This window comes from Aerococcus urinaehominis (genome assembly GCF_001543245.1).
Taxonomy (GTDB): Bacteria; Bacillota; Bacilli; order Lactobacillales; family Aerococcaceae; genus Aerococcus; species Aerococcus urinaehominis.
Genome location: NZ_CP014163.1, coordinates 188061 through 214409, shown reverse-complemented (window position 1 = coordinate 214409; position 26349 = coordinate 188061). Strand labels below are relative to the sequence as shown.

Genomic DNA, 26349 nt, shown 5'->3' with positions numbered 1-26349 from the left:
GCGCTTTTAAGCTATTTTTTTCTATCTTACAAATTAATTAGTCATCACCAAAGGCTTCTTCAAATTGAGCTTGGTAGAGATTATAGTAGAAACCGCGTTTTTCCATAAGTTGGTCGTGGTTACCCATTTCAATAATTTGGCCCTGGTCCATAACCAGAATTTTGTCTGCATCGCGGATAGTGGATAGGCGATGGGCAATCACAAAGGACGTTCTGCCCGCTAATAGTTTTTCTGTCGCAGTTTGGATTAATTTTTCAGTTCTAGTATCAATAGATGAAGTGGCTTCATCTAATATTAATATTTCTGGTTCATTAACCAAGGAGCGTGCAATAGTCACTAATTGACGCTGGCCTTGAGAGAGGTTAGAAGCATCTTCGTTGATAATGGTGTCATAACCATCTGGTAGTTTACGGGCAAAATCATCAACATGGGCGGTCTTGGCTGCTGCCATTACATCTGCTTTAGTGGTTGATTCATCGCCACCATAGGCGATATTATCATAGAGGCTACCAGTAAAGAGCCAGGTATCTTGGAGCACCATGGAAATATGGTCACGTAAATCGGCCCGGTCGATGTCGCGAATATCTTTGCCCTTAAATTTAATAGAGCCGGCAGATACATCATAGAAACGTTCAATGAGGTTAATCAAGGTGGTCTTACCAGCCCCAGTCGGGCCAACAATAGCGATGGTCTCTCCCGGGTTAACTTGCAAGTTAAAATCTTTGATAATCATCTTATCTGCTTGGTAACCGAAATCAACCTGGTCAAAAATCATAGTCTTATCAGTTTCAATAGCAGGATAGCCGGATGGCTCATCAGTCATATCATCCAGGTCTAAGAAGGTAAAGACCCGACGTGCCGAAGCTAGGGTGTCTTGGACCAGGTTGACTATATTAGCCATTTGACTCAAGGGTTGGAATAACTGTGGGTTATATTGGATCAAGGCTTGGACTTGACCAACGGTTAGTTGGCCATTGATGACTGCGATACCGCCTAGTAGGGCGACAGTCACGTAGGACAAATTTCTGACAGAATTTGACAGGGGCATCATAATCCCCGAAATAAATTGAGCCTTTGATGCCGAAGCAAAGAAATCATCCGTTTTAGTCTGGAAATAATCAGCTCTTTTTTCTTGTTGGTTAAAAGCCTTGATCTCTAATTGTCCATTGTAGTCTTCTTCAAGAATGGCATTAAGTTCACCTTCTGATTTTTGTTGTTGGCTAAAGAGCTTTTGTGAATAAGGCGCAACCTTAGAGATAAAAAACAGGACTAAGCCAACAAGAAATAGGACAACCAGGCTAATTTTCCAAGAAATTAGGAAAATCATCACCAAAACGCCAAAGAATTGTAGCACTGACATAACAGTCTGAGAGACCATTTGGGGTAGGGTACGCCCCATATTTTCCACATCATTAATCGCTCGGCTAAGAATTTCTCCGTTAGGGATTGCGTCTACTGTGGCTACCGGTAGGGTATTGAGTTTATTGCGCATATCTTGGCGTAAACTTGCCAGCATGCCTTGAACTGAGAAGGCCAATAGCGCATTTTGGACAAAACGCGCGGCTCCCGCAAGTAAATAGAGCATTAGGACACGACTAACAATTTGTCCAATTCGATTAAAGTCAATAACGTACTGGGCTTGACCATTAACTATTTGTTGACCCTGATTTACGCCATCTACAATCACGGTTGTTGCCTGACCAAGGATAGCTGGGGCCAGAGTGGTCATAATTGTAGCCAAGCTAGTGGCAATAATAACTGCTACTAGGGCTAACTTATAGGAGCCAAAATAGTGAAAGAGGCGTAGGCATGTTTGGCCAAGGCTTAATTTTTCATCGTTTAATTTATGATTCATTAGTCAACCACCTCTCCTAACTGTGAGTTTACAATTGACTGGTAGATATTGTTATTAGCCAATAAGTCATCATGGTGGCCTAGACCACACATATTGCCAGCGTCATCCAGGACCAAAATTTGGTCAGCATCCATAATAGTAGAGACGCGTTGGGAGACAATAATATTGGCAGAATCTTGCACCTCGCGGTTAAGGGCTTGACGCAATTTAGCATCCGTTTGCGCATCGAGGGCTGAGAAGGAGTCATCAAAGATATTGATATTAGCCTGTTTAACCAGGGCCCGGGCAATACAAAGTCTTTGTTTTTGGCCACCGGAAAAGTTTGATCCGCCCTGGTTTACCTTAGAATCTAAGCCGTGAGTAAGGGCTTCAACAAAATATTTGGCTTGGGCAATATCTAATGCCCGCCATAAGGCTTCATCACTGGCGTTTTCATTACCGAATTGTAAATTTGACCGAATGGTTCCGGAAAAGAGGTTGGCCTTCTGCGGCACATAACCAATGGCATCGCGTAAACTATTTAAATCAATCTCACGGACGTCAGTGCCGTTGACCTGTACAGATCCTTCATTGACATCAAAGAATCGTAATATCAAGTTTAGGATAGTAGATTTCCCAGATCCAGTACCACCGATAATGCCTAGGGTTTGTCCAGCTTGCAAATGGAAATCAATATCAGTTAAAGTGTTAGTTTGTGCATCACCAAATTTAAAGGAAACCTGGTTAAAGTCCACCTGTCCAGGCCTTTGTTTATCAATCAGCATGGCTTGGTCAGGGTTCTGAATATCATTCACCGTATTTAGCACTTGGTTAATTCGTTTTGCGGCTACTTGGGCGCGAGGGATCATGACGAAAAGCATCCCCAGCATGGTGAAAGAAAAGACAATAATACCTGTATAGGAAATAAAGGAGATAATTTGTCCAACTTGGAGTTGTAGGTCACTTACCAGGTTGCCACCTAACCAGATAATACCGATATTGGTAAGGGATAAGACTAGTGTAATGGCAGGCATTAAAAAGCCCATCCGGACATTCGCCTTAATCGCTGTGGTTTGATAGTCCTGATTGGCACCAGCAAAACGGTCACTCTCATATTGGTTGCGGTTAAAGGCCCTAATGACCCGAATACCAGTCAAACCTTCCCTGAAGATACGGTTCATATTATCAACTTTTTCTTGCATAGAGAAGAAGAGGGGGCCGGCAAAGTAAATGACAATTCCCATCACAAGTGCCAGCATAGGTATAGAAAAAATGTAAACTTGGCTCAGTTGAGGGCTAGTATAAATAGCCATTGCCACCCCGGCAATAAACATAGCTGGAGCCAGTAAGAACATTCGGAGGGTCATCATCACTGTTTGTTCAATTTGTACAACATCACTGGAAGACCGGGTAATGAGCGAAGCGGCTCCAAATTCTTCATACTGATCTTTGGGGAGGCCAACCACTTTTTGATAGAGGCTATTGCGTAGGTAACGGCCTAGGCCTAAAGAAGCTTTGGAAGCGAAATAAACATTTAAAACAGCGAAAGAAACGATTAATATGGTCATCCCTAGCATCTTTAAAGCGGTGGTCATAATAGCACGGCTATCTCCTAAGGCAACCCCCTGGTCAAAGAGCTGCGCGGTTAAAGAGGGGAGGATGAGTTCTGATCCACCTTGAAGAAAGGCGAAAATGACGCACCAGATAATTAAAGACCTGGGAACTTTTTTGATTAATTCAAGCAAACTTGTCACTCCTTTTCTATTTGATTATTTATCATTTGATCGACTAACCGACTAAAAAGGGAGATATCTTGGTCAGTCAAATTTGCAATTAGACGCTGGTTTAGCGCGTCGAAGGTCTGGCTAAGCTGTGTAGCCATGGCTTGTCCAGAATCAGTGAGGAAGAGTTCCTTACTGCGATCATTATCACTAGCAGTTTGACGGCTGAGATAGCCTTTTTTTTCTAAGGCGGAAATTAAATTAGCAGTGGTGGAATTTGGCTTACCTAAAAATCCAGCTAAAGTTTTCTGCTGGCAGTAGGGATGTTCCTTAATAAAATAAATAGCATGGGCTTGCATGGGATTTATATCATGGTTTTTTAATTGATGCTGAATAAATTCAATATTCAGATGGCGTAATGCTAGTAATTTGCCCAGGGGCTGATTGCTGAAAGCTTTCATAGGTCCTCCTTTCTCTTTTATAGCAACTTATATAGTCTATCAAGAAACAGTTGTAAATACAACTAATATGACTAATGATTAACCTTATGTTATAATTTTTGAATTATTAATTTTTTAGAATAGGACTGAGACTATGATTCGTACCCTTTATTACAGTTGGCACAAGTTGTCATCGATCCAAAGAATTCTCCTTGGCATCTTGCTGGGGATTGTTCTGGGAATACTTGCACCAGGTTGGTCCTGGATTAGTATCTTTGGTCAGCTCTTTATTCAAAGCTTAACCGCTTTAGCACCACTTTTAGTTTTCGGTCTCATTATTGCGGCAGTAGCCCAGCATCAACCTGGTCAACAGACGCATATGAAGACCGTTATATTCCTCTATCTGATTGCTACTTTGGTCGCTGCTTTCGTCGCGGTGGCTGCCAGCTACCTCTTCCCGGTAGAACTTGTTTTACCGGACACCGCCGGGGTTGCAGAAACGATTGAAGTACCCGATTCGCTGGGTGGGATTGTCAGTAATTTATTGCTATCGATGGTCGGTAATCCAGTTGCTGCTCTAATGGAAGGGAACTATCTCACTATCCTCTTTTGGGCGATTCTAATCGGCTTATGCCTGCGCATGGCCTCACCCCAGACCAAGCGATTTCTAACTGACTGTTCCGAGGCCATTACCCGGGCTGTGCAGATCTTAATTGGCTTTGCGCCATTGGGGATTGCTGGTTTAGTTTATAATTCCATGGTTGAGGTGGGGTTAGCGGGTATGGCCCAGTATATTCAGGTGATAGGTCTGGTTGTCGGGACCATGCTCTTTGTTGGCTTTATTATTTATCCACTGATGACCTGGTTTTATATAAAGGAGAACCCTTATCCATTAACCATGTACTGTGCCAAAGAATCTGGTATTCCGGCTTTCTTCACTCGGTCTTCAGCTGTTAATATTCCCATTAACCTGCATGCAGCCGAGAAATTAGGCTTGGATAAGGATTCTTACACCATTTCAATTACTTTGGGTGGGACTGCCAATTCTGGTGGCGCGGCTATTACAGTTACCTGTATGACGCTGGCTGCAGCCTACACCTTAGGTATTGATACACCATTTTTCTTAGCCTTTTTATTGTCTTTTATGTCTGCAGTTGCTGCTACTGGTGCATCCGGTATTGCTGGGGGATCTTTACTTCTTATCCCTCTAGCAGCTTCATTGTTTAATATTCCTAATGAAGTGGCCATGCAAGTAGTCGGTGTTGGCTTTATCATCGGTGTCATTCAAGATTCGATTGAGACAGCCCTAAATTCAGCCTCTGATTTACTTTTTACAGCTGTCGCTGAATTTCATGATCGCAAAAAAGCTGGCGAAGGCCTATCAGTCAACGCTCATGTAGTCCAAGCTAAGGAAATGGAATAAGCCGGCTCAAGTTTTTAATTTGGATACATCTTGTTAAACCCTGTGATTTATTTCGCAGGGTTTCGCTTTTTCTAGGCTAGCTATCAGAATGTCCCAGGCGCCAATAAAGTTGCCAGGCTAAAGACTAACTAGTAGGGCAATAAAAAGTCATATTTACGATAATGAAACAATCATTTGACTGAAAAATGGAGATAAAGCTTGCTATGATAGCCATTTTAAATTTCAAATTTTAGTTGTAGCTATCATAATTTCCAGCATGAAAAAGTACAAAATTGCATAAAAAAGCTTACCTGATTTTGGAAACTATGCTATTTTTAACCTTAAAAAGATTACATAAAAGACACTTTAGTTTTAAAAAAATGGGTCCTTAACATAACCGCTCATATATGAACTAGGCTAGGGTAAAATAAAACTATTCCTAATAGGTGTCTGTAAAATTGTTCAGCAATGGTATTGGTGTCTATTAGACTAAGGGGGAGACCATAGTGGTAAAGATAATTGCTGATCGCTCTTGGCGGCCATACATTGATAATAAACAGGCGCTATCAATTCGTGAGGCGATTGTAGTCAGTGGCTTAGTCAACCAAGACTGTCTTAGTCAGGGTATACGAAAAGAATATAGCTTGCAAATTTGGGACCAAGATCATCAACTGGGCTATTTTAACTTAAGTTTAGGTGATAAGCATTTTGCTTTTTTTGCTCAATGCTATCAACAAATAGGCCAAGCGACTTGTAATCTAACTAGGGCCCAAGTTATCGCTCTGGAGCACCAACTAAATCAGGAACTAAGTGCCGAAGATAGTAACCACAAGCGACAACTATCTGGCAGTTTAACTAGAGACTGGCAGATGCAACAGGCATGGCGCAAACAAAGACTAGCAGATTTGGATAACCAAGCCGCTATGATTGAAAAAATTTATCAAGGCCGGCAAGCCTTACTAGACAAGGAAGCAGACTTATGGGCTTGGGAAGACCGACTCAAGCAATTTTCAACGCAGCCAAATAATAAAGAAACGACTAATAAGTTGGTCAGCTTAGCTAGTTATCGTCAACTTAAAGCGGATAGCTATTTACGCCAAAAAGTTGCTCCTAGACAGACTAATTCTGATGGTTTAGAGACTGCTAACCAACAACCAGGAATTTATCAATGGTTAAACCAGCAAGTCCTCTTTTTAGTGGCTTGTATCTTGGTTGCCTTTATTTCAACCAACTATGTTGGTAATGGCGGCGAATATGTTCTAGAAGATATTGATCAAAGGCGTAATTTATATCTTGAGCTGAACGCTACTTATATTAATGATATAGCGGTGGCCAGAAACTTCGATGGTTTAAATGTTCGGTTTATTAGCTGACAAATATATGACTCAGGCTAGCTAATTGATAAAAGTATTTAACGGCATGGTTTTATATTAAATTCACGATGATGGTAAGATCTTTGCCATCATTTTTTGTTTGTAAAGGCATATCTATATTTTTCATCCAGCGTTTTTGTAAGATAACTTGCGTTAAAAAGTATAAATTGCTAAAATAGTGACATAAATTTGTTGGTTTTATGACTTGAAGTGATAAAACAGTGAAAGAGGTATGATATGCATTATTTAGATATAGCCAACAGCCAGGTAGTTTTTCTACTCTGTGCTGGCGTTATTGCAATTGTTGTCATTCAGGCCCTGTTATTCTTACGCAAGGGCTACAAGCGTGGTCAAGAAATCGGTATGTCAAAGCAAGATTTAACTAAGGTGATGTCCAATTCGGCCTTGTTATCAATTGTGCCATCATTACCAATTATTGTTATGATGTTAGCCTTGTCAGTGCCGTTAGGTAAATATTTTCCTTGGTTGCGATTATCTATTGTCGGGTCGGCTATTTATGAGGGGACTGCAGCCAATGTAGCTGCTCAAAGTCAAGGCTTAAGTGACTTTTCTGATCCCAATATTACACCGAAAATTTTCGTCATTATCATGTTTGCCATGACTATCGGTATTGTTTGGGGAATTGTCTTTAATATTCTATTTATGAATCAATTAGATAAATTCACCGCTAAGGCTAAGGCCAACCCACGTCTAAGTTTATTTATGCCGATATTTTCTGCAGCCCTATTTACAGCTTTATTAATTACTTTAGCAACGCCATATGTTGCCAATGCTGAGAAGCCTATATCTATTATTACCTTTATTGCTGCTGGTCTAGCGACGATTTTATGTTCTAGCCTGGCTAAGGCATTAGACAAAAAAATAATTAATGACTTTGCTTTACCTATTTCACTATTAGTGGGTATGGCAGCAGCCATTATTGCTAACCAAATGCTCTAGGAGGTCTTTTTATGTCACAAGAAAAAATGCGCGCTAGTCAAGCCTTTTCTAAGGAAATCAATCTGTTGGGGCGGGTCACATCAATTATTGCCCTAATAGCTATGTTTTCAGTTCCCTTAGTGACTGCTTATGCTTTTAAGATTGAATTATCATTTTCAGAATTGATGGCGGCTTCAGCTGGCTTAGTGGCGATTTATCTACCCACTGCCGTCGTCGAAAACTTATCTTTCTACTCTGTACTTGGTGCAGGTGGTATGTATCTATCATCGATTACGGGTAACATTACTAATATGAAACTGCCGGTGACTGTAGCTGGTCAAAAGATTGCTGGTGCGGAACCAGGTACTGATGAAGGCGACGTGGTTGCCATTCTCAGTGTTGGTGTGTCATCATTAGTTACTGTTTTTATTTTAGTATTAGGAGCTTTCTTAATTGGCTCATGGTTAGTACCAATTTTAAACCATCCCCTTTTAAAGGTAGGTTTTGACCATATTACGCCAGCTCTATACGGTGCTATTACTGTTCCGCAAATTTTAAAACAGCCTAAATTAGCAATTGCTCCAGCTATTTTTGTCTTGGCCCTCTTCTTTATATTGGGGCCAGCCGGCTTCGCCCAATACCAATCATACATTTTGATTTCTTCCTTAATAGTTTCTTGTTTGGCAGCCTATGTCATGTTTAGAAACGGCTGGCTAGCTAAATAAGTCAGTTGCCCATATTTGAAAAAGGCCACCCCCTAGATTTCTAGGAGGTGGCCTTTCTGTTTCGTTATTGATTGCTCTAGCTCATATCAGCTTTTATTGTTAAGGAGCTGGTTGATGAATTGCTGCATTTTATTCTGAGCTGATCGGCCTTCAGGTGTCATTAATATGGCGTAGTCATGAATTTGCTGGTGGCCGGTTACAAGTTGATGGTCGATTTGATGGTCACTGAGACGTTTGGCGAAGTGGACAATATCTGGATAGAGGATTTCCTTGGTACCAGTTGTTAAGAATACTGGACGTAGTTGGTCAACTGCCATGTAAAGTGGAGAGACGTAGGCATTATTATCAGCTTCGGGATCTAACCAGTAGCTACCGGCATACCGGGTAGCCTCTGGATCCAAAAGCGGGTCGGCTTGTTCGTAGCTAGAAATTTCTTCGTTATCTAAACGAATGTCTAGCCATGGGCTGATAGCCAGGTAACCGGTTGGTTGCTCAAGCTCATTTTCAATTAAATACTCTGCTAGGCCGAGGACAAAACCACCACCTGCCGAATCCCCTAAAAAGAAGATACGATCAGGGTTAGCAAGTCGATTTCTCAACATTTGATAGCAGGTGATGACCGGTTTGAAAGATGTTTCGAAGCTAGCCTGGGTGGCCTTAAAATAAATAGGCATGACAACATGGGCATCAGTTAATTTAGTGATACGGTTGATAAATTGCCAGTGGAAGATATTGGGCTCAAAGACATAGCCCCCACCATGAAGGAAGAAAATAACTGGTTGGTCATCACTTTTTTTATTCCAGGAAAAGACTTGCATATCATTGATTAGATATTCTTTAACGGGGTAGTCCAGCAATGTTTTAGGTATGGTCAGGGGTAATTCGTTATTTTTAATCAGGTCAGATTTAAAATGGTCTGATTTTGCCATCCGGCGACTAATTTGTTTGGCATCGACTAGGCGTAAAGTTTTGTCCAGGAGGAAAGAGGATAGGGATTGGTCCTTAAAATAATAGGAATATAGACCAGTTAAAGCTAGGCTAGCTGTCAAACTGACGGCAAAACGTTTAGGGTCAGGTTTGCTTAATTTAGGCATGGGGCACCTACTTTCGTAATTTTGATACTTTTATTCTAGCATAGCTTTTAAAAAAGTTATGTTGGCAAGTCTTTAGAGATTATTTACTTTCAACCCAGGTGATTAATTTAGAATTGATTTAAATTAATTATACTTTAATAATCAAGCTGATGTGTTGTTTTCGTTTATTAAAGGAGTTCTTAATTGGTTTATCAAGGCTAAATGAAATTAGAATCATTATAAAAATATCCTCTTTTTCATTTGAATTTAGAATGAATTTAATTTATAATAAAAGAGAAGTAAATTAATTCTAAATAAGGAGGAGCAACCATGTTTAATTTTCTAATCAAGCAAAGAAGTGGTCGGTTTCTTTTAATTGGTACTATTTTATTATTAGCAGGCTTTATGCTTAGCTTTAATCAACCGATACTTAGTAATATCTGTTACTATTTTGCTATCTTCTTTCTTGGTTTTTTTGCTGCCAAGAACGCCATTCTTTCTACGATTGAGAATAAATCATTAAATGTTGACCTCTTGATGGTCCTAGCAGCCTTAGGGGCAGTCGCTATAGATTATGCGTCAGAAGGGGCCATGTTACTTTTTATTTTCGCTTTAGCCGAAAATTTAGAAGCCTACGCTAATGGTAAATCAACGGCTTCAATTGAAGCTCTCATGTCTCAGGTTCCTAATACTGCCCAAAAATTAGGACCGAACGGTGAGGTAGTGACAGTCCTGACTGAGGACCTTAAAAAGGGTGATGTGGTGGTTGTGTCTAAAGGTCAACAACTTCCTATTGATGGCATCTTAGACCGGTCCAGCCAAGTTAACGAAGCAGCCCTAACTGGTGAATCTGTACCAGTCCACAAAGAGGCAGGGGAAGAAGTCTTTGCTGGTACTATCAATGAAGGCAATGTCTTTCATATCACGGTATCTAAATTAGCAAGTGAAACGGTCTTTTCTAATATTATTCGTATGGTTGAAGAGGCTCAGGGTCGGCCAAGTCGGGTGTCATCCTTAATTGATCGGATTGAGTCTAAGTACGTGGTCGGCGTCCTAATTGCTGTGCCGATTTTTATTGGTCTGCTCTATTATGTGGTTGGTTTAGACTTCCAAACTGCATTTTATCGGGGCATGGTATTTTTAACAGTGGCTAGCCCTTGTGCCTTAGTGGCCTCTGCTACGCCAGCCACCCTTTCAGCCATCTCCAATGGCGCACGAAATGGGGTCCTAACCAAGGGAGGGGCATCATTTGAAGCTTTGAGTCAGATGACCCAGCTCTTTACCGACAAGACTGGCACTTTGACTTTTGGAGACTTCAAAGTAGTGGATTACCAGGCTGATGACCAGGTGATTGCTGAGGTGGTTTATATGGAACAGCAATCTAGCCATCCGATTGCCGAAGCCATTGTCAATCACTTTAACACCATTGATTTATCACAGGTTGACACTAGCCAAGCTGTAGAAGAAGTAGCCGGAAAAGGGGTTAAAAAGGGAACTATCAAAGTAGGTAAACCATCTGCCTTTGCTGATTATGATGATCCTCACCATTACCGGGACCAATTGCATGGTGGGCATACTTCCATTTTTGTCGCTCAAGGCCAAGAAATCGTCGGCTTCTTTTCATTAGCTGACCAGGTAAGACCGACCGCCCTCGAGGCCGTTCCTGCCTTTCAAGCAGCCGGTGTTAAAGTAGATATTCTAACTGGTGACAATGAGAGTGTAACTAGTCAGGTAGCTAAACAAGTAGGGGCTGATAATTATTATGCCTCACTACTACCAGAAGATAAGATTAACCATGTTAACCAGGCCCAGGCAGCTGGCACTGAAATGGTAGGGATGATTGGGGATGGTATCAATGATGCCCCAGCCTTAGCAGCAGCAGATATCGGTATTGCCATGGGTTCTGGCTCATCAGTGGCTATGGAATCAGCAGATGTCGTGATTGTGAAAAATGATCTCAGCAAGCTTTACTATTCATATCGGCTCAGCCAAAAATTGGCCAAGCTAATTAAGCAAAACATTATCTTTGCAGTGGGTGTGATTATCCTCTTAGTTGTCTTTAATCTTTTTGGCTTAATCAGCTTACCATTAGCGGTTGTCTGTCATGAAGGGTCAACTATCCTAGTTATTTTCAATGGTCTGCGCCTTCTAAAGCAAAATGATGATAGTAGTCAAAAGGATATTCAACTTAAAAAAATATTTGAGCAAGAGCAAAGAGCCTAAGAGATTGCAAAGTATCCAGATAATGAACACTATAATAAAGAGTCAAAAAGAGCGGAAATCCGCTCTTTTTTTATTTAGCAAATTAAAACAACTAGGCTATCCTATGGATTTTTTAAGGGTAACCTAAAAAGTGCTTGACAGTGAAAATGTTTTAGGATAACCTAAAAACATCAACAGAACAATATAGAAAGAGGAGATATTATGTTGAAAAAATTGCTAGCCTTAGTTACGGCCATGGTATTAATTTTTGCCGGTTGTGGCAAGGTTGATGAAGGAGGCCAGCAGGCTGGTAAAGAAGCCGCGAGTAGCCAAAACGGTCAACCTACTAGAGTTGTCGCAACAACCACTATGATCAGTGATTTGGTCAAGGTTATTGGTGGTGATCATGTTGAGGTTGAAGGTTTAATGGGACCTGGTATTGACCCCCATGGTTACCAAGCTACTGCCGAAGATAACCGTAAGTTGCAAGAAGCAGATGTAGCCGTCTACAATGGCTTGCATTTAGAAGGTCAAATGGGTGAAATTTTTGAAGCCCTGGAGCAATCTGATACTAAAACGATTTGTCTAGAAGATGGTCTTGACGAAACTAAGTTACTAGCTTCTGAAGATGCCAGCATGAACCATGACCCTCATATCTGGTTCTCTGTGGCACGTTGGAAGGAAGCTGCTGACCATGTAACTAAGGAATTATCAGCTTATGATCCCGATAATGCTGCTGACTACCAAGCAAATAATGAAGCCTATCAAAAAGAATTAGATGAGTTAGACACTTACATTAAAGAACGGGTTGCTGAAGTGCCGGCAGATAAGCGTTACCTAGTAACGGCTCATGATGCCTTCAACTATTTCGGTAAAGACTATAACTTTGATGTAGTCGGTATTCAAGGCTTGAACACACAAACTGAAGCAGGAACCGCTGATTTCTCTGAATTAGCTCAATTTATCGCTGATAAGGGTATTAAGTCTGTCTTTGTTGAATCTTCTGTACCTAAACGTAATATTGAAGCTTTGCAAGAAGCAGTTAAAGCTAAAGGGCATGAAGTTGGTATTGGTGGGGAATTGTATTCTGACTCACTTGGTGATGCTTCAGCAGGTACTGATACTTATATCACCATGTATAAAGCTAATATTGACACCATTGTCGATGCATTAAAATAATAAATAAAATGGGGGATGCAACTTGGATAATAATGCAATCTTAATTGAAAATGTGACTGTGGCCTATCATGCCAAACCAGTCTTGTGGAATGTTAATGCAGCCATTAAAATGGGTCGGATGACTGCTATTGTTGGTCCTAATGGGGCCGGGAAATCGACCCTGCTGAAAACCATTCTGAACCTGGTTAAACCGATCTCAGGACAGGTTATGTACTCGTTAGATGGCAGCAAGTTTGCTCCCTATGATGAATTGAAGACTAATATTGCCTATGTGCCCCAAAACTCTTCAGTGGATTGGGATTTTCCAACCACAGTTCATGATGTGGTCTTGATGGGACGCTATGGCAAGTTAGGTTGGTTCAAACGACCTAGTAAAAAGGACCAGGAAATTGCTGATATGATGCTGGAAAAGGTCGGCATGCCAACCTTTAAAAACCGTCAAATCAGCCAATTATCGGGTGGTCAACGCCAACGGGTCTTCTTGGCTCGGGCACTTAGCCAAGAGGCGGACATCTATATCTTAGATGAGCCCTTGGCTGGGGTAGATATTAAAACAGAAGCTGTTATTATCAACCTCTTAAAGCAATTGGTAGCTGAAGGTAAGACTGTCGTTTTAGTTCACCACGATTTGTCGACAGTTGAACAATACTTTGATGATGTGGTCTTCTTAAACCACGAAATTGTTGCCTATGGACCGGTAGAAGAAGCCTTTACTGAAGATTTAATTCAAGAAACCTACCGGACCGACCGCAACTTGGGAGAAGGCGATTAAGATGGCAAATATTTTACAATTACTTCATGACTACACCTTCCAGGTGGTAGCTATCGGTACCGGGATGCTCGGCATTTTGTCTGGCATTATTGGTAGCTTGGCAGTCCTCCGTAAGGAAAGTTTGCTAGGAGATGCGCTCAGTCACGCTGCTTTACCAGGTATTGTGGTTGGCTTTATGCTGGTTGGTCATAAAAATTTGATGCTCATGTTATTAGGAGCCACCGTTTCTGGGCTACTGGCTACTATTTTAATTCGTTGGATTTCAAAAGGTAGTATTAAAATGGACGCTAGTTTATCCTTGATTCTATCATCCTTTTTTGCCCTCGGCCTGGTTCTATTAACCCAAGCTCAAAAGACACCTAATGCCCAGCAAGCTGGCTTAAAGAATTTTATTTATGGTCAGGCCTCTGCCATGCTAAAAGGTGATGTGATCACTATCGTTGTGACCGGTCTGATTTTTATTGCACTAATTATCCTTTTCTGGAAGGAACTCAAGGCCCAAACCTTTGATCCGGTCTTCTTTTCGACCTTAGCTTTTTCACCAAAATTGGTACAATTTGTATTTTCACTAATTTTGGTGGTAACAGTTATCTTAGGTCTGGAGTCGGTCGGCGTTATCCTGATGTCAGCTCTTTTAATTTCGCCACCGGTTGCTGCCCGTCAATGGACCAATCGCTTAGAAACCATGGTGATTCTCAGCGGATGCTTTGGTCTAGCAGCTGGATTAATCGGCACGCTCTGGTCTTCTATGACCCGTAATATGCCAACTGGACCAGCTATTGTTTTAGTTGCTTCAATTATTGTTTTATTCTCGATTCTATTTGCGCCAAACCGGGGCTTGCTGGCCCGTAGCTGGCAATACCACCAGCGCAAAAAGCATTATCAAAAAATCATGCGTGAGAGGGGGCAAGACTAATGACTTTAGAAATATATGCAATTGCTATTGTGGCAGCTTTAGCCTGTGCTGTTCCGGGTATCTTCCTGGTTTTACGTGGTACATCGATGCTATCTGATGCCATTACCCACTCTGTATTGTTAGGTATTGTACTTGCCTTCTTTATTACCCATGATTTAAACTCGCCTTTGCTGCTAGTGGGGGCGACCCTGGTTGGTGTCCTAGTTGTTTGGTGTATCGAGGCTTTACAGCGCACCAAGTTAATGGGTGAGGATGCTGCGATTGGTAGTGTCTTTCCACTCTTCTTCTCCCTTGGGCTGATTTTAATTACCCAGGGTGCTAGTGATGTCCACCTCGATACAGACTCCGTTATGATGGGTGAACTTGCTTTTGCCCCCTTCAAACGGTTAATAGCTTTCGGTTACGACTGGGGCCCTAAATCACTATGGACCATGTTATTTGTCCTCTTGATTAACGTCATATTTGTGGCGGTCTTTTGGAAAGAACTCAAGTTATCTACCTTTGATCCTGCCTTTGCGGCAGCGCTTGGTTTCTCACCAGTACTCATTCATTATGGCCTAATGACCCTAGTTTCTCTGACTGCCGTTGGTGCCTATGATACGGTTGGCTCCATCTTGGTAGTTGGCTTTATGGTCGGACCTGCCCTCTCTGCCTACTTATTAACTGATGACCTGAAGAAATTATTGCTTATAGCCATGGTTTATGCAGTCGTCAACAGTATAATTGGTACTTATTTAGGATTTTTATTCGATGTCTCCTTAGCCGGAGCCATCGGTAGTGTAACTGGTTTTACTAGTATCCTAACCTTCTTATTGTCTCCGAGAAAAGGTCTGATTGTTAACCGACGTCGCTATCAAGCGCAAAAGCAAGCCTTTGACAGCTGGTTAGCCAGCCAGTCGGGCCAAAATAAATAACCTAGAATTTCCCCTTATTGTCTAGGTGATAGGAACCCAGCTTGTGAGCTGGGTTTTTATCTTTTATAATCTTAGTAAAAAGGGGTGAACTGATGACTATGCAACCAACACTTTTACTCAACCAGTCGCAAATTGCTGGCTTAGTTAATACCAGTCAAATTAATCAAATTGTTAAGGAGACCTTTGTTGGCCTCAACCAGGGTTCAATAATTAATCCCTCTAAGGTGAGTCTTGATTTAGGCGAAACAGGAAATTGGCCTGACCATGAAGGCTTTATGAATGCCATGCCAGCCTATCTTGGTTACCAAGACTTGGCCGGCCTTAAATGGGTAGGGGGATTTTTAGGTGATCGTAAGGCTGCTGGATTACCCTATATTACAGGTTTGATCACCTTATTAGATCCCAAATTAGGCCATTTTTTAGCAGTGATGGATGGCGCATGGATTACTAACCACCGGACTGGTGCTCAAGTAGCTGTCAGCCTGGCTAGTGTTTGGGATCCTAGCCAGCCATTAGTCCTAGGTTTATATGGGGCTGGCATGCAGGCAAGGCAAATGATTATAGCGGTTGCTGACTTGCTAACGATTGACCACGTTTATGTATGGAACCATCGGGAAGAAACGGCCCAAAAGTTCAAGGCTGATATGGCCAGCTATGTTGCTGGAGATATTATCGTTTGCCCGGTAGCTGACCAGGCCGGTCCTTGCCAGGCACCTGTTATTTTAACAATGACCTCGGCCCAGGAACCGCTCATTAAAACTGATTGGATAAAACCAGGTCATATCGTATTTCCTATGGGATCTTTTCAAGAAATAGAAAATCAACTCATCTTAAAGGCCGATCAAATAATCGTTGATCACATTGACCAGGCTTTAAACCGAGGAAGCTTAAAATCGCTCCATGAAAAGGGAGAGATTGGTCCTGAAGATGTCACCATGACGATTGGCGATTTAGTTGCTAATAAACTTTCGTTAGCTAATTGGCAAAATGAAATTAGTCTATGTATTCCAATCGGTACCGGCGCCATGGATGTGGCGATTGCAGCTTATGTGTATCAAGCTGCCTGCCAGGAAAAAATTGGCGAGGTGTTTGACTTTACTAGCTAGTTAAAAACAATATTGGACAATATTTTCGGCTGCAAAAACGGTACTTTGTAGTCGTGTTTTTATTTTTTCAGGCATGGCCTATAAAAAGTCATTGCAGCTAAATGAAACCGCTTTAATACAAGCGGCATTACTAATAATTACCTATAAAATGCATGATTCTTGCACTCATATATACAATGATGTTTATTTTTTATAAAAAGAATATTTATTTGAGACATTTGTCTCAAAATAGCGTAAAATAAAACGTGAAAAAGAAATTATTTAATTATTTTCTTTTAGTAGAGACGCCAAAAGATTTTGTATAAAGGGGGCTTGGACATGACTAGAACTTTGACAGATTTAGCCTATGACTATATTGCAGATGAAATCATGCAACATCGTTTTGTACAAGGCTCATTTATTAATGAATCAGATATTGCCAAACATTTAAATATCTCCCGGACACCAGTACGGGGAGCTTTTAAGAAGTTAACCAAGGAGGGTATCCTCGAGTATGTTCCTAATAAGGGCAAACGAGTGACGGGTCAGGTCGTTAGACATGAATCCTTGGTAGAGTTGCTCCAGTTTTTTGATTTTTCTCTTAGTTATTTCTTCAATAGCTTGTCGACTTTCTTCGTTGATATTGATAAAGAGGATCTTGATAATTTAGCTAGCCAGTTTGATTATGCGCATGCTAGTCATGATTTTTCAGCGCTTAATGAGGCACTCATTACCTTAGTTACAGTTTTGAGCCAGGCGGTTGGTAATAGTTACATCCGTGATATTACTTTAAATAGTTTAGCTGAAATCTATCAAATTCTTAAACAAAAATTTGATTAACGGCCTAAGCTAGAAGCGATGGTTGTTGACTTGATTGCCGGCTACTTCCAGAAAATTGTAAAGTATAGTCAGGAAGGTAATTATCAGTCAGCTCGACAAGAATTAGCTAATTTAATTAATCGTTTAACTGTTATGTTCCAGTAGTGTTAGGAAGGTGCCACTATGTCAAGTGATAGCTACAGTAAACAGGTCTACACTGCCGTTGTGGATGGCATCCAAGCAGGACTTTATCGGCCAGATGACTATGTAAAGACGGTCCATATGACGCGTAAATTCATGATTTCACGCACACCGGTCCTATCAGCCTTTAAAAAGTTGGAAGCAGACGGCTATGTAGAAGTGGTGCCCTATAAGGGTGCTAAAATTCTTCACCAGGATTATGATTCTAATAACATCATTGAAGTTGTGCAACTCATCCAGCTAATTGTAAATGATGTAAGCCATAAATATATCTTGATTAATCCTGATTTTAGTAAGGATGGCTTGGATAAAATTCTTGCGGATATACATGAAAAGGCGGATAGAAAAGATATTGAGGCTTACAAGGATCAGCTGGCTTACTTTTTCTCTGTCCTGTTGAAATATTATCCAAACCGCTTTGCTGCCAAACAGATTCTTAATTATTATGAGATGATTCAAAATTCTTATTATGAATCAGTTTCTTCCCGTATTTTTCAAATCGGTCACACCTCTGATAAAATGCTAGCCTTTTATGATCAAATCGTAAATCTAGTCCTACAACAAGATTATGAGGCCTGTGACCAATTATTTAACAATTGGTTTTACAACCTAAGTGCTAACATTGTGCGTAATACTTAGACCTATATTAGCATCATTAAACTATTAAATTTTCCTCCTAGACTAGCTGCTTAGACTAAGCTGTTTAGGGGGGATTTTTTGCATTGTTTATAGGTAGGTTATGGTGTCTTGGAAGGGTAATGAGCTGCCGACCTTGTCGAATATCCTGTTAATCTCATCCAGGGCTTATGATATAATTGGAAGACGATGAATTAACTTGAGGTGACTTATGCGAATTGCAATTGTTGGGGCGGGTGTGGCTGGCTCCAGTGTTTTAAGAACTTTACTATCGGTTGGCCCATCGACTAGCCCGCTAGAAATTGATGTCTATGATTACCGAACTGAGTTAAGCAAGGGCTTACCCTATCAACAGGATAGTGACTGCTTGCTTTTAAATTCAGCAGCCAGTCGGGTCTCGGCTGTGAGAGACCAGCCTAACGATTTTGTCACATGGCTAGCCCAGGCTGGACTTAGTGACGATACCTTGCAGGGGATGGCACGGCGCCAGCATTACGGCGATTATCTCAATCAAGTTTTTGCGCCTTATTTTGCTAGTGATTGTGTTCAAGTTTACCATCATAAGGTGGTTGATGTGGCTTTAGTGGATGCGAATAAACCTGCATCTGGCTACCGGCTTAAATTTAGCCAAGCAGAGGCTAGTCCAACAACTAAAAATGGTCAGCCTGATGCCTGGTCATCAGTTTACCAGGCAGTTTTTCTGTGTATTGGTCATCCGCCTTATGCCGACTATTATCATTTATCGGAGTGTTCTCAGTATGTCGGGACGCCTTATCCTGCCAAAACCCAGCTGGCCCATTTGGATCCAACAAAAAGAATTGGCATTATTGGCTCGTCAGCAACAGCTTTTGATATCTGGCGTTATATAAGAACAAACTACGAGTTAAAACAGCCACTGACCTTTTATGTGCGTCAGCGTCCCTTTACAGTAGCAGAAGTCATCTTAGCAGATGACCAAGCGCTAATCCTATCCATTGATGATGACTGGTTGAATCAAGCCCAGGATGAGGCTGGTTTTATTAGTTTGGATAAGATATTAGCCCAGGTGCGCTGCGATTTCCAGGCTATGGGCATTGACTGGCAGCCCCTGGTATGGCGCGAAGCTATCGGTGACTTGTCGGACAATATTCGCCAATTCTACCAACAAGACCAAGAGTTAGCTTTGCTCCAAGCCTATATTTCTGAAATCACAGCTTACTTGCCTGATCTCTATAACAGTCTTAATCATGCTGACCGCCAGCGTTATGACCGCTTGTACCGGCAAATGTTGAATATTTCCGCCATACAGTACCTTATCAAGTTATGGCAGATTTACTGCAGGAAATGGCTGAAGGCCGCCTAAGAATTGCTTCAGGTTTAACTGATATAAGCGCTCAAACAGCAGGCAACTTTATGATTGAGATTGATGAGCAAAAGCGTGAAACTTGTGATTACTTAATTAATGCAACTGGTTTTCAACTAAATCTAGAAATTGCTAGCCAAACTGACCCACTGATAAAAAACTTGTTAGCCAAGGATTGGATTCAGCCGGCCGACCAGGAAACAGGTCAAGGTGTTATGGTTAATTGGCCGACTTGTCAAATTATTAACCAATCCTACGGTATGATGCCTCACTTGTATTGCCTCGGTCATTATATCCACTTGACCCAATACGGCAATAACAATGCACAACTCAATCTAAAGCAGGGGCGTCGGTCGGCAGAACACTTAATGAATCAAATTAGATAAGAGGTAGTTATGTGAAAAAACATTTTTTACCAGCCTTAGATAGCTTACGTTTATTCGCCATGATAGCTATTATAGGCTACCATTATTTTGAATTCGCCTTGCCGGGTGGCTTTTTAGGGGTCAATGTCTTTCTCATTTTGTCAGGCTTTCTGCTTACTCGCCAGCTTAATTGGCGTAATGAAGACCACCAGCTTTACCAAGCTGATATTGACCAAAACTATCTTGATGTTAACCAGGAAAGCCGAGCAGCTAAGCGAGCGGACCAGGCCTTGATTCAGTGGCGTAAAATTGGCCAGCGGTTACTTAAAATCTGGTTACCCATGTTAGTAATGGTGGTGGCGTCGCTGATATTTATATACTTATTTAGAAGTGACCTCCTAGTAAATATTCGTAATTCTGCCTTGGCGAGTTTAGCTTTGGTTAATAATTTTCAGCAAATTATCGCTGGTCAGTCTTATTTTGCTAATTCGCTGAGTCCATCGATTTTTACCCACCTATGGTATCTATCTCTTTATGCTCAACTAGTTGTTATTTGGCAAATTGCTTATCCTTTGCTGCAAAGAACCATAAAAAATCGAGGCAAAAGGTTACTGGTTATCTTAGCATTGGCATTGGCTTCTATTATTGCGATGGCTATTATTTTCAAGCCTGGCCAAGATCCCTCTCGGGTATACTATGGTCTAGATACCCGGGCCTTCTCTTTCTTAATTGGGGCCGGATTAGCCTTATTACCTAGTCAAGCCGAGTTATTGCTGCAAGTAGTTAATAAAAATGCTGAAGAAGACAGTCAAAAAACTGGGTCAATGCTAAGCAGCTGGTTACCTAGCCTTGTTATCATTGCTAGTAGCTTGGCTTTACTGGCAATGGTAACTAAGATGACCGCCCAGGCTAGTTTTACTTATTATGGCGGGATGGTCTTATTTGATATGGTGACTGCCCTTTTAATTTGGTGCCTGGTAGATGGCCAAGGCTTCTTAGCCCAAGTGTTTCGTTTTAAACCTTTTGTTTGGTTGGGGCAACAGACCTTTGCGGCCTATCTTTTCTACTATCCTATTTTTATTATTTTCTATAGCCAGACCACAACGGAAAATAATTTCACTAATAATGTGATTATCCAATTAGTCACGCTGGCTGTAATTGCTATCCTTTTCCAAGGTTTCGTGATAAATCGTAATTGGCGGGTGAGTTTAGAATCTAAGGCACCTTCTGTAAATGCCTGGGTGGTTAAGTTTAGAGCCCTAAATTGGTCGTTAATTGGGAAAATATCGGCTTTGGCTCTGGCTGGACTCGTTATCTTTACGGCACCGACCTCAGACCAGGCCCAAGCCTGGGAAGCAGAAAATGCCAAAAACATTAATTACATTGCTGAAAAGAACCGGGCTGGTATTACTGAAATCAAGAGTTTTGAAGACTATGTGTCTCAATTACCGGAAGACCAACAAGCTTACTATGACTATATTTCTAAACAAGACGCGGCTAAACATTTAGACCAACCTATTTCATTTATTGGGGACTCTCTAACAGTTGGCGCAGCGCCGGGTATTTACACCGTCTTTCCTCAGGCTAATATTCAGGCTGAAGTCGGCATGCAGGTGTCTTATGCTTTGCCAGTCGTCCAATCTATGGCTGCCAATAATGAGTTAGCTGCTAATGTTGTTTTCTTCTTGGGTTCAAATGGTGGTTTTAGTCAGGACCAATTAGACGCTTTATTAGATACAATTGGTAGTGATCGGCAGATTTATCTGGTTACAACGCATGTGACCAGGCCATGGGCTAGCCAAGTTAACCAATTGCTTACCCAGGCCAGTCAAAATCGAGATAATGTCCACTTAATCGATTGGGGTGGCTACTTTGCTGGTCAGGCAGAAGCAGGAGCCTGGTTAAGAGAAGATGGCGTCCACTTTAATGAAGAGGGCATTAAGCAGTGGCTGGGAATGCTTGCTACCGAAGTTAACTAATCCTTGCAGATTTATTGTATAATGTTGTTAAAAGAGGTTGCCCTGTAAATCGCAACCTCTTTTTTTAATGGTTATAGCTTCAAAGCCATTTGACTAGTCGATTAAGCTGAATCAACTTAAGGAACTGGCAGACGGGTTTTAATAGCTAACCGGATTATGGTAAAATAAGGGTAGATAGCTTGAAAGATCCACTAATGAATCACATAAATATATGTTTAAAAGGAGTCTATGATGACTAGAAAATTAACTTTTCGCCAAAAAATTTTTCAAATTACTGATAAATACTGGATCAAGGACCAGGACGGTAATAAGGCCTACCAGGTTGACCAGGACCTCCGTTTAATTGGCGACAAGATTCATGTTAATGATGCTAATAAAGAGCCGATTTTCACGGTTACTCGTAAAATTATTCGTTTATTCCCAACTTATGAGATTGAATTTACTAGTGGTGAAACTATTAAGGTACGTAGCCAATTATCATTTATGAAGCGTAAGCTTAAGGTGACTTCGGATGACTTTAAACTGCAGGTAAAGGGGAATCTGATTGATTATAAATTCAAAATTTACCAGGATGGTGATTTAATCGGCAGCATCGGTAAAAAGATGATTTCAATCGGGGACTCTTATGTAGTAACGGTTGAAAATACTGATTTTGAACAGGTTTTAGTTGGTATCGCAATTGCTATTGATAATTTAATGGATCAAGAAGATGCTGAAGAAGCTGACGAGGAATAAAAAATTAGATAAATCGAACGATTTCATTTTATTTAGTTGAAATAATTCGGTATTTTAGCTTGCAGTCTGAATTTAAGCAAGTATAATAGACCTATAATAAAAAAATTAGGAGCGATGACATGGATGAACTAATGGCCGAAATTTTGGTTAGTGAAGACCAAATCCAAGCCCGGATCAAAGAATTGGCGGCAGAAATTGCTGCTGAGTACCAAGACAAAAGACCCTTGATGGTTTGTGTTTTAAAAGGCGGTATGCCTTTTATGGCAGACCTGGTTAAGCAAATGGACATTATTTTAGATTTAGATTTTATGGATGTCTCTAGCTATGGGGATGGTTTCGAGTCTAGTGGTGAAGTAAAAATTATTAAAGACCTATCAGAACCGGTAAAAGGTCGCCACGTCATTTTTGTGGAGGATATTGTTGACACAGGTCGGACACTGACCTATCTCTATGATTTACTACAATCACGCCAGGCAGCTTCAATTAAGACGGTTTCTCTATTGGATAAACCGGCTCGTCGTAGCCAAGATTTCCAGGCTGACTGGATTGGTTTTGAAATTCCTGATAAATTTGTTGTTGGCTACGGGCTGGATTACGAAGGTGCTCTGCGTAACTATCCGCAAATCGCTGTGCTCAAAGAGTCTGTTTACATGGATCGGGACTAAAATTATTTAGAAAAAATATTTAAAGACTAAAGGCCGCATATCTGGCTTTTAGTCTTTTTGCTTAGTCGCCCTCTTAATTAGCAAGTCAAGCTAGCCTGTGGTGTAGAGATTGTGCTTCTAAAGGAATAAAAATGAGCTAGTTGGCATCAAAAATTAGTATTTCTTAATAAAAAATTTAAAAATATCCTGCTATGGTGACAATCTTTGCTATAATATGATTAAGTTTATTAAATCATTAGAAGTGGAGGGACCCATGATGAATTATGTTTATATTGCGCCGCATTTCCCCCAAAATTTTATTCCTTTTGTGGTGGAATTGCGTAAAAAGGGTGTAACTGTAACTGGAATTGGCCAGGAACCCTACGATCGTTTGCCTGAGGAGCTGAAATACTTGCTCAGCATCTACTATGAGGTAGACGATTACATAATTATGATCAAGTATATCGCGGATTAGCCTATATTGCTTCTCAGTATGGACGCATCGATCGGGTGGAGTCTCACGAAGAGTATTGGTTAGAACTTGATGCGAAGTTGCGGACTGACTTCAATGTCTTTGGTCTTAAGGCTGATGAGATGGACCGGATTAAGTTTAAATCTGGTATGAAGCAGGTCTTCTTAGCAAATGATATCCCTTGCACTAAGGGGAGGGTATTTGCTCAAGCTGAGGAAGCTTGGGATTTGGTCGAAGAACTGGGTTATCCTGTGATTGTTAAGCCGGATCTAGGTGTGGGCGCCTCTGATACTTGGAAGATTAACAATAATGAGGATATGGACCGCTTCCTACATGAAAAACAAGATATTGATTATATGATGGAAGCTTTTGTTGATGGAAAAATTGTCACCTTTGACGGTATTACAAACGGTCAGGGTAAGGTCGCCTTTTATTCTTCACTAAACTATATGGAAACGGCCTTAGACTTAGTGGTGAATGACCGCGATAATGTCTATTATGTCCCTAACCACGTTGATCCAGACTTAGCCGAATTGGGGACACGTCTGGTTGAGGCTTTTAATATTCCAGAACGCTTCTTCCATTGCGAATTTTTCCACTTGGCAGACGGGTCTTATATAGCTTTAGAAATCAACTGTCGACCAGCTGGTGGCCCGTCTTTAGATTTGGTTAATTATGCTTATGATATGGATATCTTTGCGGCCTATGCTGACCTAGTGACCAAAGGCGGACTAAATTACTCTCCACGGCCTAAACATAATGCAGCTTATATTTCGCGTAAGTATGGCCGAAACTACTGCCATAGCCAGGAAGATATCTTAGCTCGTTACGGTCACTTTGTGAAAGAGGTTATTTACCAACCAGAAGTCTTTGCCCAAGTAATGGGTAATGTCGGCTATATCGTCGTTACTGATGATATGGCATCACAAGAAGAAATTATGCATTATATCCTAGCAGAATTCTCTTATGAATAAGCAATGATTAAGTCCAGTCGTGCACTGGGCTTTTTATTTTAGTTAAACAAGAAGCTTGCTAGATATTAGATTTAGTTGGTGTAGGTAGATACTGTCACCTAAAAATAAAAATAAGTTGACCAATTTCCTAACTAGCTTTAAAATAAAAAGTATAGTCACCTTATAAAAATATTTGGGTGACAATAGAGGAGAAAAAATATGAAAATTAATGACTTAACCCGTAACGCCCTGATGATCGCCTTATTAGCGGTTTGCTCCCAGCTAAGCATTCCCATCCAACCGGTGCCTATTACCCTGCAAACCTTAGCGGTGATGTTAATTGGTATCTTATTAACGCCCAAAAATACCTTGTTTGTGACAGTAGGATACTTGGTCTTAGGACTGGTAGGTATTCCTGTATTTGCTAACTATTCTGGCGGTCTTTCTTCAGTAATGGGGCCAGCTTTTGGTTTTATCATCGCTTTTATCCCAGCTGCTTGCTTACAGGCCCTTTATCTTAGCCGCCAGGCTAATCCAGTTAAAAAGTCGGCCATTTTTATCTCTTTAGCTATTAATGTAGTCGTTACTTACGCCATTGGTTTGCCCTATATGTACTTGATTTTAAAAACTCAGCAAGGGGTAGATTTGGGTTTAACTGGCGTTTTAACAGCTGGTTTACTACCATTTATTCCTGGTGATCTGCTTAAGGTACTAGTAGCTGGTTTTATTGGTGATCGCTTAAGAAAACAATTTAGTTAATCAGTTTACTTAAGGCAGGGGCTTAAATAGGGTATAATAAGCCTGAAATCTAGTAAAAGTGAGGCTTAAACATAGTTATGATTGAAAAATTTACTCATTATTTTCCATACCGAGACCAACATCGGCCCCTGCACATTTACTTACCAGATGATTATTATTTATCAGAGCGTTCATACCCAGTTATGTATATGATGGACGGTCATAACCTCTTTTATCATCGTGATGCCACTTATGGCAGGTCCTGGGCTCTTAAGCATTATATGGACCAGTCTGACCGGCAAATGATAATTGTAGGGGTTGAATGTGATCATGACCGGCGTCTAGATGAATATTGCCCGTGTGATGTGGCTGGAGGGGGGATTGGTGGAGAAGATATCAATGGCTATGCTGAGTCTTTTCTGACCTGGTTGGTATCAGACCTCAAGCCCATGATTGACCATAAATATCGCACCCAGCCCTTCAGGGAGTCGACAGGTATTGGTGGATCTTCGATGGGCGGCTTGGTATCTTTTTACGCCTTGCTTGCCTTTAATGACTATTTTTCTAAAGCAGCTATTTTATCACCATCTTTAGGCCTGTGTGCCGATTACCTAGCCAACTTACTGGCTGACCAGGATTTGAATCCTGACTCACGCGCCTTTTTTTCTTATGGTAAACGCGAATTAGCCCGTTATCCTGACGGTCAAGCTTTAGCCCAAGCCTTTTGTCAAGCCCTTGAAGACCAGGGATTAGCAGCCACTTACTACGTGCAAAGTAATGGCTGGCATAACGAAAATACTTGGCGTCGGCAAAATCCAATCTATATGTCCTATTTATGGGATGATTAAAAAAATCGCCTCAGCTTTGAGCTGGGCGTTTTTTTTGAGAAA

Annotated in this window: 26 protein-coding genes; 22 read left to right on the top strand and 4 right to left on the bottom strand. The window is 41.0% G+C overall.

Features of this window, described 5'->3' with window-relative positions; translation table 11 throughout:
- Positions 1-37: 37 nt before the first annotated feature.
- Genes AWM75_RS00975 through AWM75_RS00965 form a run of 3 tightly spaced genes read right to left on the bottom strand, consistent with a single transcriptional unit; the run spans position 38 to position 4016 of the window.
- Complete coding sequence (locus tag AWM75_RS00975) at positions 38-1855, bottom strand: ABC transporter ATP-binding protein (RefSeq protein ID WP_067977311.1); 1818 nt, start codon at positions 1853-1855, stop codon at positions 38-40.
- Complete coding sequence (locus tag AWM75_RS00970) at positions 1855-3588, bottom strand: ABC transporter ATP-binding protein (RefSeq protein ID WP_234946609.1); 1734 nt, start codon at positions 3586-3588, stop codon at positions 1855-1857. Before AWM75_RS00970 ends, AWM75_RS00975 begins: the two co-directional genes overlap by 1 nt.
- Entirely contained in the window at positions 3585-4016 is a 432-nt protein-coding gene (locus AWM75_RS00965; RefSeq protein WP_067977309.1) for a MarR family winged helix-turn-helix transcriptional regulator, read from the bottom strand. Before AWM75_RS00965 ends, AWM75_RS00970 begins: the two co-directional genes overlap by 4 nt.
- A 133-nt stretch (positions 4017-4149) precedes the next feature.
- Here AWM75_RS00965 and sstT point away from each other — a divergent pair, with 133 nt between their 5' ends.
- From sstT to AWM75_RS00945, 4 genes are all read left to right on the top strand, one after another.
- The gene (sstT, locus tag AWM75_RS00960; protein ID WP_067977308.1) at positions 4150-5418 is read left to right on the top strand and encodes a serine/threonine transporter SstT; all 1269 of its coding nucleotides are present in this window, start codon (positions 4150-4152) and stop codon (positions 5416-5418) included.
- Between the two features lie 485 nt (positions 5419-5903).
- Positions 5904-6770 carry a hypothetical protein gene (locus tag AWM75_RS00955; RefSeq protein WP_067977307.1) on the top strand — a complete coding sequence of 289 codons (867 nt, stop codon included), beginning with the start codon at positions 5904-5906 and terminating at the stop codon, positions 6768-6770.
- Between the two features lie 237 nt (positions 6771-7007).
- Positions 7008-7730: a DUF5058 family protein gene (locus tag AWM75_RS00950; RefSeq protein WP_067977306.1), complete on the top strand. Its 723-nt coding sequence runs from the start codon at positions 7008-7010 to the stop codon at positions 7728-7730.
- 11 nt (positions 7731-7741) lie between these two features.
- On the top strand, positions 7742-8434 hold the full coding sequence (locus tag AWM75_RS00945; RefSeq protein WP_200778306.1) for a hypothetical protein: 693 nt from the start codon (positions 7742-7744) through the stop codon (positions 8432-8434).
- Between the two features lie 86 nt (positions 8435-8520).
- Here AWM75_RS00945 and AWM75_RS00940 read toward each other — a convergent pair whose 3' ends face one another.
- On the bottom strand, positions 8521-9528 hold the full coding sequence (locus AWM75_RS00940; protein ID WP_067977305.1) for an alpha/beta hydrolase: 1008 nt from the start codon (positions 9526-9528) through the stop codon (positions 8521-8523).
- A 309-nt stretch (positions 9529-9837) separates the two neighbouring features.
- Here AWM75_RS00940 and AWM75_RS00935 point away from each other — a divergent pair, with 309 nt between their 5' ends.
- From AWM75_RS00935 to AWM75_RS00860, 18 genes are all read left to right on the top strand, one after another.
- Complete coding sequence (locus AWM75_RS00935) at positions 9838-11730, top strand: heavy metal translocating P-type ATPase (RefSeq protein WP_067977304.1); 1893 nt, start codon at positions 9838-9840, stop codon at positions 11728-11730.
- A gap of 201 nt (positions 11731-11931) precedes the next feature.
- Positions 11932-12888 carry a metal ABC transporter solute-binding protein, Zn/Mn family gene (locus tag AWM75_RS00930; RefSeq protein ID WP_067977303.1) on the top strand — a complete coding sequence of 319 codons (957 nt, stop codon included), beginning with the start codon at positions 11932-11934 and terminating at the stop codon, positions 12886-12888.
- Positions 12889-12910: 22 nt separating this feature from the next.
- Complete coding sequence (locus AWM75_RS00925; protein WP_067977302.1) at positions 12911-13660, top strand: metal ABC transporter ATP-binding protein; 750 nt, start codon at positions 12911-12913, stop codon at positions 13658-13660.
- A gap of 1 nt (position 13661) precedes the next feature.
- A complete protein-coding gene (locus AWM75_RS00920) occupies positions 13662-14576 on the top strand; it encodes a metal ABC transporter permease (RefSeq protein WP_067977301.1) in 915 nt (304 codons plus the stop codon).
- Positions 14576-15490, top strand: coding sequence for a metal ABC transporter permease (locus tag AWM75_RS00915; RefSeq protein WP_067977300.1), 915 nt, complete (start codon positions 14576-14578; stop codon positions 15488-15490). The genes AWM75_RS00920 and AWM75_RS00915 overlap by 1 nt, the downstream gene beginning before the upstream one ends.
- 92 nt (positions 15491-15582) lie before the next feature.
- Entirely contained in the window at positions 15583-16596 is a 1014-nt protein-coding gene (locus AWM75_RS00910) for an ornithine cyclodeaminase family protein (RefSeq protein WP_067977299.1), read from the top strand.
- Positions 16597-16914: 318 nt separating this feature from the next.
- Positions 16915-17415 carry a GntR family transcriptional regulator gene (locus AWM75_RS00905; RefSeq protein WP_067977298.1) on the top strand — a complete coding sequence of 167 codons (501 nt, stop codon included), beginning with the start codon at positions 16915-16917 and terminating at the stop codon, positions 17413-17415.
- 18 nt (positions 17416-17433) lie between these two features.
- Positions 17434-17559 carry a hypothetical protein gene (locus tag AWM75_RS08890; RefSeq protein WP_256379575.1) on the top strand — a complete coding sequence of 42 codons (126 nt, stop codon included), beginning with the start codon at positions 17434-17436 and terminating at the stop codon, positions 17557-17559.
- A gap of 18 nt (positions 17560-17577) precedes the next feature.
- The gene (locus AWM75_RS00900; RefSeq protein ID WP_067977297.1) at positions 17578-18234 is read left to right on the top strand and encodes a GntR family transcriptional regulator; all 657 of its coding nucleotides are present in this window, start codon (positions 17578-17580) and stop codon (positions 18232-18234) included.
- Between the two features lie 208 nt (positions 18235-18442).
- Complete coding sequence (locus AWM75_RS00895) at positions 18443-19573, top strand: FAD/NAD(P)-binding protein (protein ID WP_067977296.1); 1131 nt, start codon at positions 18443-18445, stop codon at positions 19571-19573.
- Complete coding sequence (locus AWM75_RS00890; RefSeq protein ID WP_143236664.1) at positions 19534-19959, top strand: FAD/NAD(P)-binding protein; 426 nt, start codon at positions 19534-19536, stop codon at positions 19957-19959. Before AWM75_RS00895 ends, AWM75_RS00890 begins: the two co-directional genes overlap by 40 nt.
- An 11-nt stretch (positions 19960-19970) precedes the next feature.
- Positions 19971-21917 (top strand): acyltransferase family protein, encoded by a 1947-nt coding sequence (locus AWM75_RS00885; protein WP_067977294.1) that lies wholly within the window; start codon positions 19971-19973, stop codon positions 21915-21917.
- Positions 21918-22148: 231 nt separating this feature from the next.
- A complete protein-coding gene (locus AWM75_RS00880) occupies positions 22149-22652 on the top strand; it encodes an LURP-one-related/scramblase family protein (protein WP_067977293.1) in 504 nt (167 codons plus the stop codon).
- 119 nt (positions 22653-22771) lie between these two features.
- Positions 22772-23317: a hypoxanthine phosphoribosyltransferase gene (gene hpt, locus AWM75_RS00875; RefSeq protein ID WP_067977292.1), complete on the top strand. Its 546-nt coding sequence runs from the start codon at positions 22772-22774 to the stop codon at positions 23315-23317.
- Between the two features lie 253 nt (positions 23318-23570).
- Complete coding sequence (locus AWM75_RS08685; protein ID WP_143236663.1) at positions 23571-23771, top strand: hypothetical protein; 201 nt, start codon at positions 23571-23573, stop codon at positions 23769-23771.
- Positions 23772-23806: 35 nt separating this feature from the next.
- Complete coding sequence (locus AWM75_RS00870) at positions 23807-24742, top strand: ATP-grasp domain-containing protein (RefSeq protein ID WP_143236662.1); 936 nt, start codon at positions 23807-23809, stop codon at positions 24740-24742.
- Between the two features lie 198 nt (positions 24743-24940).
- On the top strand, positions 24941-25480 hold the full coding sequence (locus AWM75_RS00865; RefSeq protein ID WP_067977291.1) for a biotin transporter BioY: 540 nt from the start codon (positions 24941-24943) through the stop codon (positions 25478-25480).
- 77 nt (positions 25481-25557) lie between these two features.
- Positions 25558-26307, top strand: a complete 750-nt coding sequence (locus AWM75_RS00860; protein ID WP_067977290.1) for an alpha/beta hydrolase — start codon at positions 25558-25560, stop codon at positions 26305-26307.
- Positions 26308-26349 lie beyond the last annotated feature (42 nt).

What these genes read in the sequence shown, in the direction of transcription:
- AWM75_RS00920 (WP_067977301.1), top strand. Translation starts at nt 13,662, where the DNA reads ATGGCAAATATTTTACAATTACTTCATGACTACACCTTCCAGGTGGTA.
- AWM75_RS00910 (WP_067977299.1), top strand. Translation starts at nt 15,583, where the DNA reads ATGACTATGCAACCAACACTTTTACTCAACCAGTCGCAAATTGCTGGC.
- AWM75_RS08685 (WP_143236663.1), top strand. Translation starts at nt 23,571, where the DNA reads ATGATGAATTATGTTTATATTGCGCCGCATTTCCCCCAAAATTTTATT.
- AWM75_RS00905 (WP_067977298.1), top strand. Translation starts at nt 16,915, where the DNA reads ATGACTAGAACTTTGACAGATTTAGCCTATGACTATATTGCAGATGAA.
- AWM75_RS00930 (WP_067977303.1), top strand. Translation starts at nt 11,932, where the DNA reads ATGTTGAAAAAATTGCTAGCCTTAGTTACGGCCATGGTATTAATTTTT.
- AWM75_RS00950 (WP_067977306.1), top strand. Translation starts at nt 7,008, where the DNA reads ATGCATTATTTAGATATAGCCAACAGCCAGGTAGTTTTTCTACTCTGT.
- hpt (WP_067977292.1), top strand. Translation starts at nt 22,772, where the DNA reads ATGGATGAACTAATGGCCGAAATTTTGGTTAGTGAAGACCAAATCCAA.
- sstT (WP_067977308.1), top strand. Translation starts at nt 4,150, where the DNA reads ATGATTCGTACCCTTTATTACAGTTGGCACAAGTTGTCATCGATCCAA.
- AWM75_RS00965 (WP_067977309.1), bottom strand. Translation starts at nt 4,016, where the DNA reads ATGAAAGCTTTCAGCAATCAGCCCCTGGGCAAATTACTAGCATTACGC.
- AWM75_RS00860 (WP_067977290.1), top strand. Translation starts at nt 25,558, where the DNA reads ATGATTGAAAAATTTACTCATTATTTTCCATACCGAGACCAACATCGG.
- AWM75_RS08890 (WP_256379575.1), top strand. Translation starts at nt 17,434, where the DNA reads ATGGTTGTTGACTTGATTGCCGGCTACTTCCAGAAAATTGTAAAGTAT.
- AWM75_RS00935 (WP_067977304.1), top strand. Translation starts at nt 9,838, where the DNA reads ATGTTTAATTTTCTAATCAAGCAAAGAAGTGGTCGGTTTCTTTTAATT.
- AWM75_RS00915 (WP_067977300.1), top strand. Translation starts at nt 14,576, where the DNA reads ATGACTTTAGAAATATATGCAATTGCTATTGTGGCAGCTTTAGCCTGT.
- AWM75_RS00880 (WP_067977293.1), top strand. Translation starts at nt 22,149, where the DNA reads ATGACTAGAAAATTAACTTTTCGCCAAAAAATTTTTCAAATTACTGAT.
- AWM75_RS00940 (WP_067977305.1), bottom strand. Translation starts at nt 9,528, where the DNA reads ATGCCTAAATTAAGCAAACCTGACCCTAAACGTTTTGCCGTCAGTTTG.
- AWM75_RS00895 (WP_067977296.1), top strand. Translation starts at nt 18,443, where the DNA reads ATGCGAATTGCAATTGTTGGGGCGGGTGTGGCTGGCTCCAGTGTTTTA.
- AWM75_RS00945 (WP_200778306.1), top strand. Translation starts at nt 7,742, where the DNA reads ATGTCACAAGAAAAAATGCGCGCTAGTCAAGCCTTTTCTAAGGAAATC.
- AWM75_RS00975 (WP_067977311.1), bottom strand. Translation starts at nt 1,855, where the DNA reads ATGAATCATAAATTAAACGATGAAAAATTAAGCCTTGGCCAAACATGC.
- AWM75_RS00900 (WP_067977297.1), top strand. Translation starts at nt 17,578, where the DNA reads ATGTCAAGTGATAGCTACAGTAAACAGGTCTACACTGCCGTTGTGGAT.
- AWM75_RS00890 (WP_143236664.1), top strand. Translation starts at nt 19,534, where the DNA reads ATGGCAGATTTACTGCAGGAAATGGCTGAAGGCCGCCTAAGAATTGCT.
- AWM75_RS00865 (WP_067977291.1), top strand. Translation starts at nt 24,941, where the DNA reads ATGAAAATTAATGACTTAACCCGTAACGCCCTGATGATCGCCTTATTA.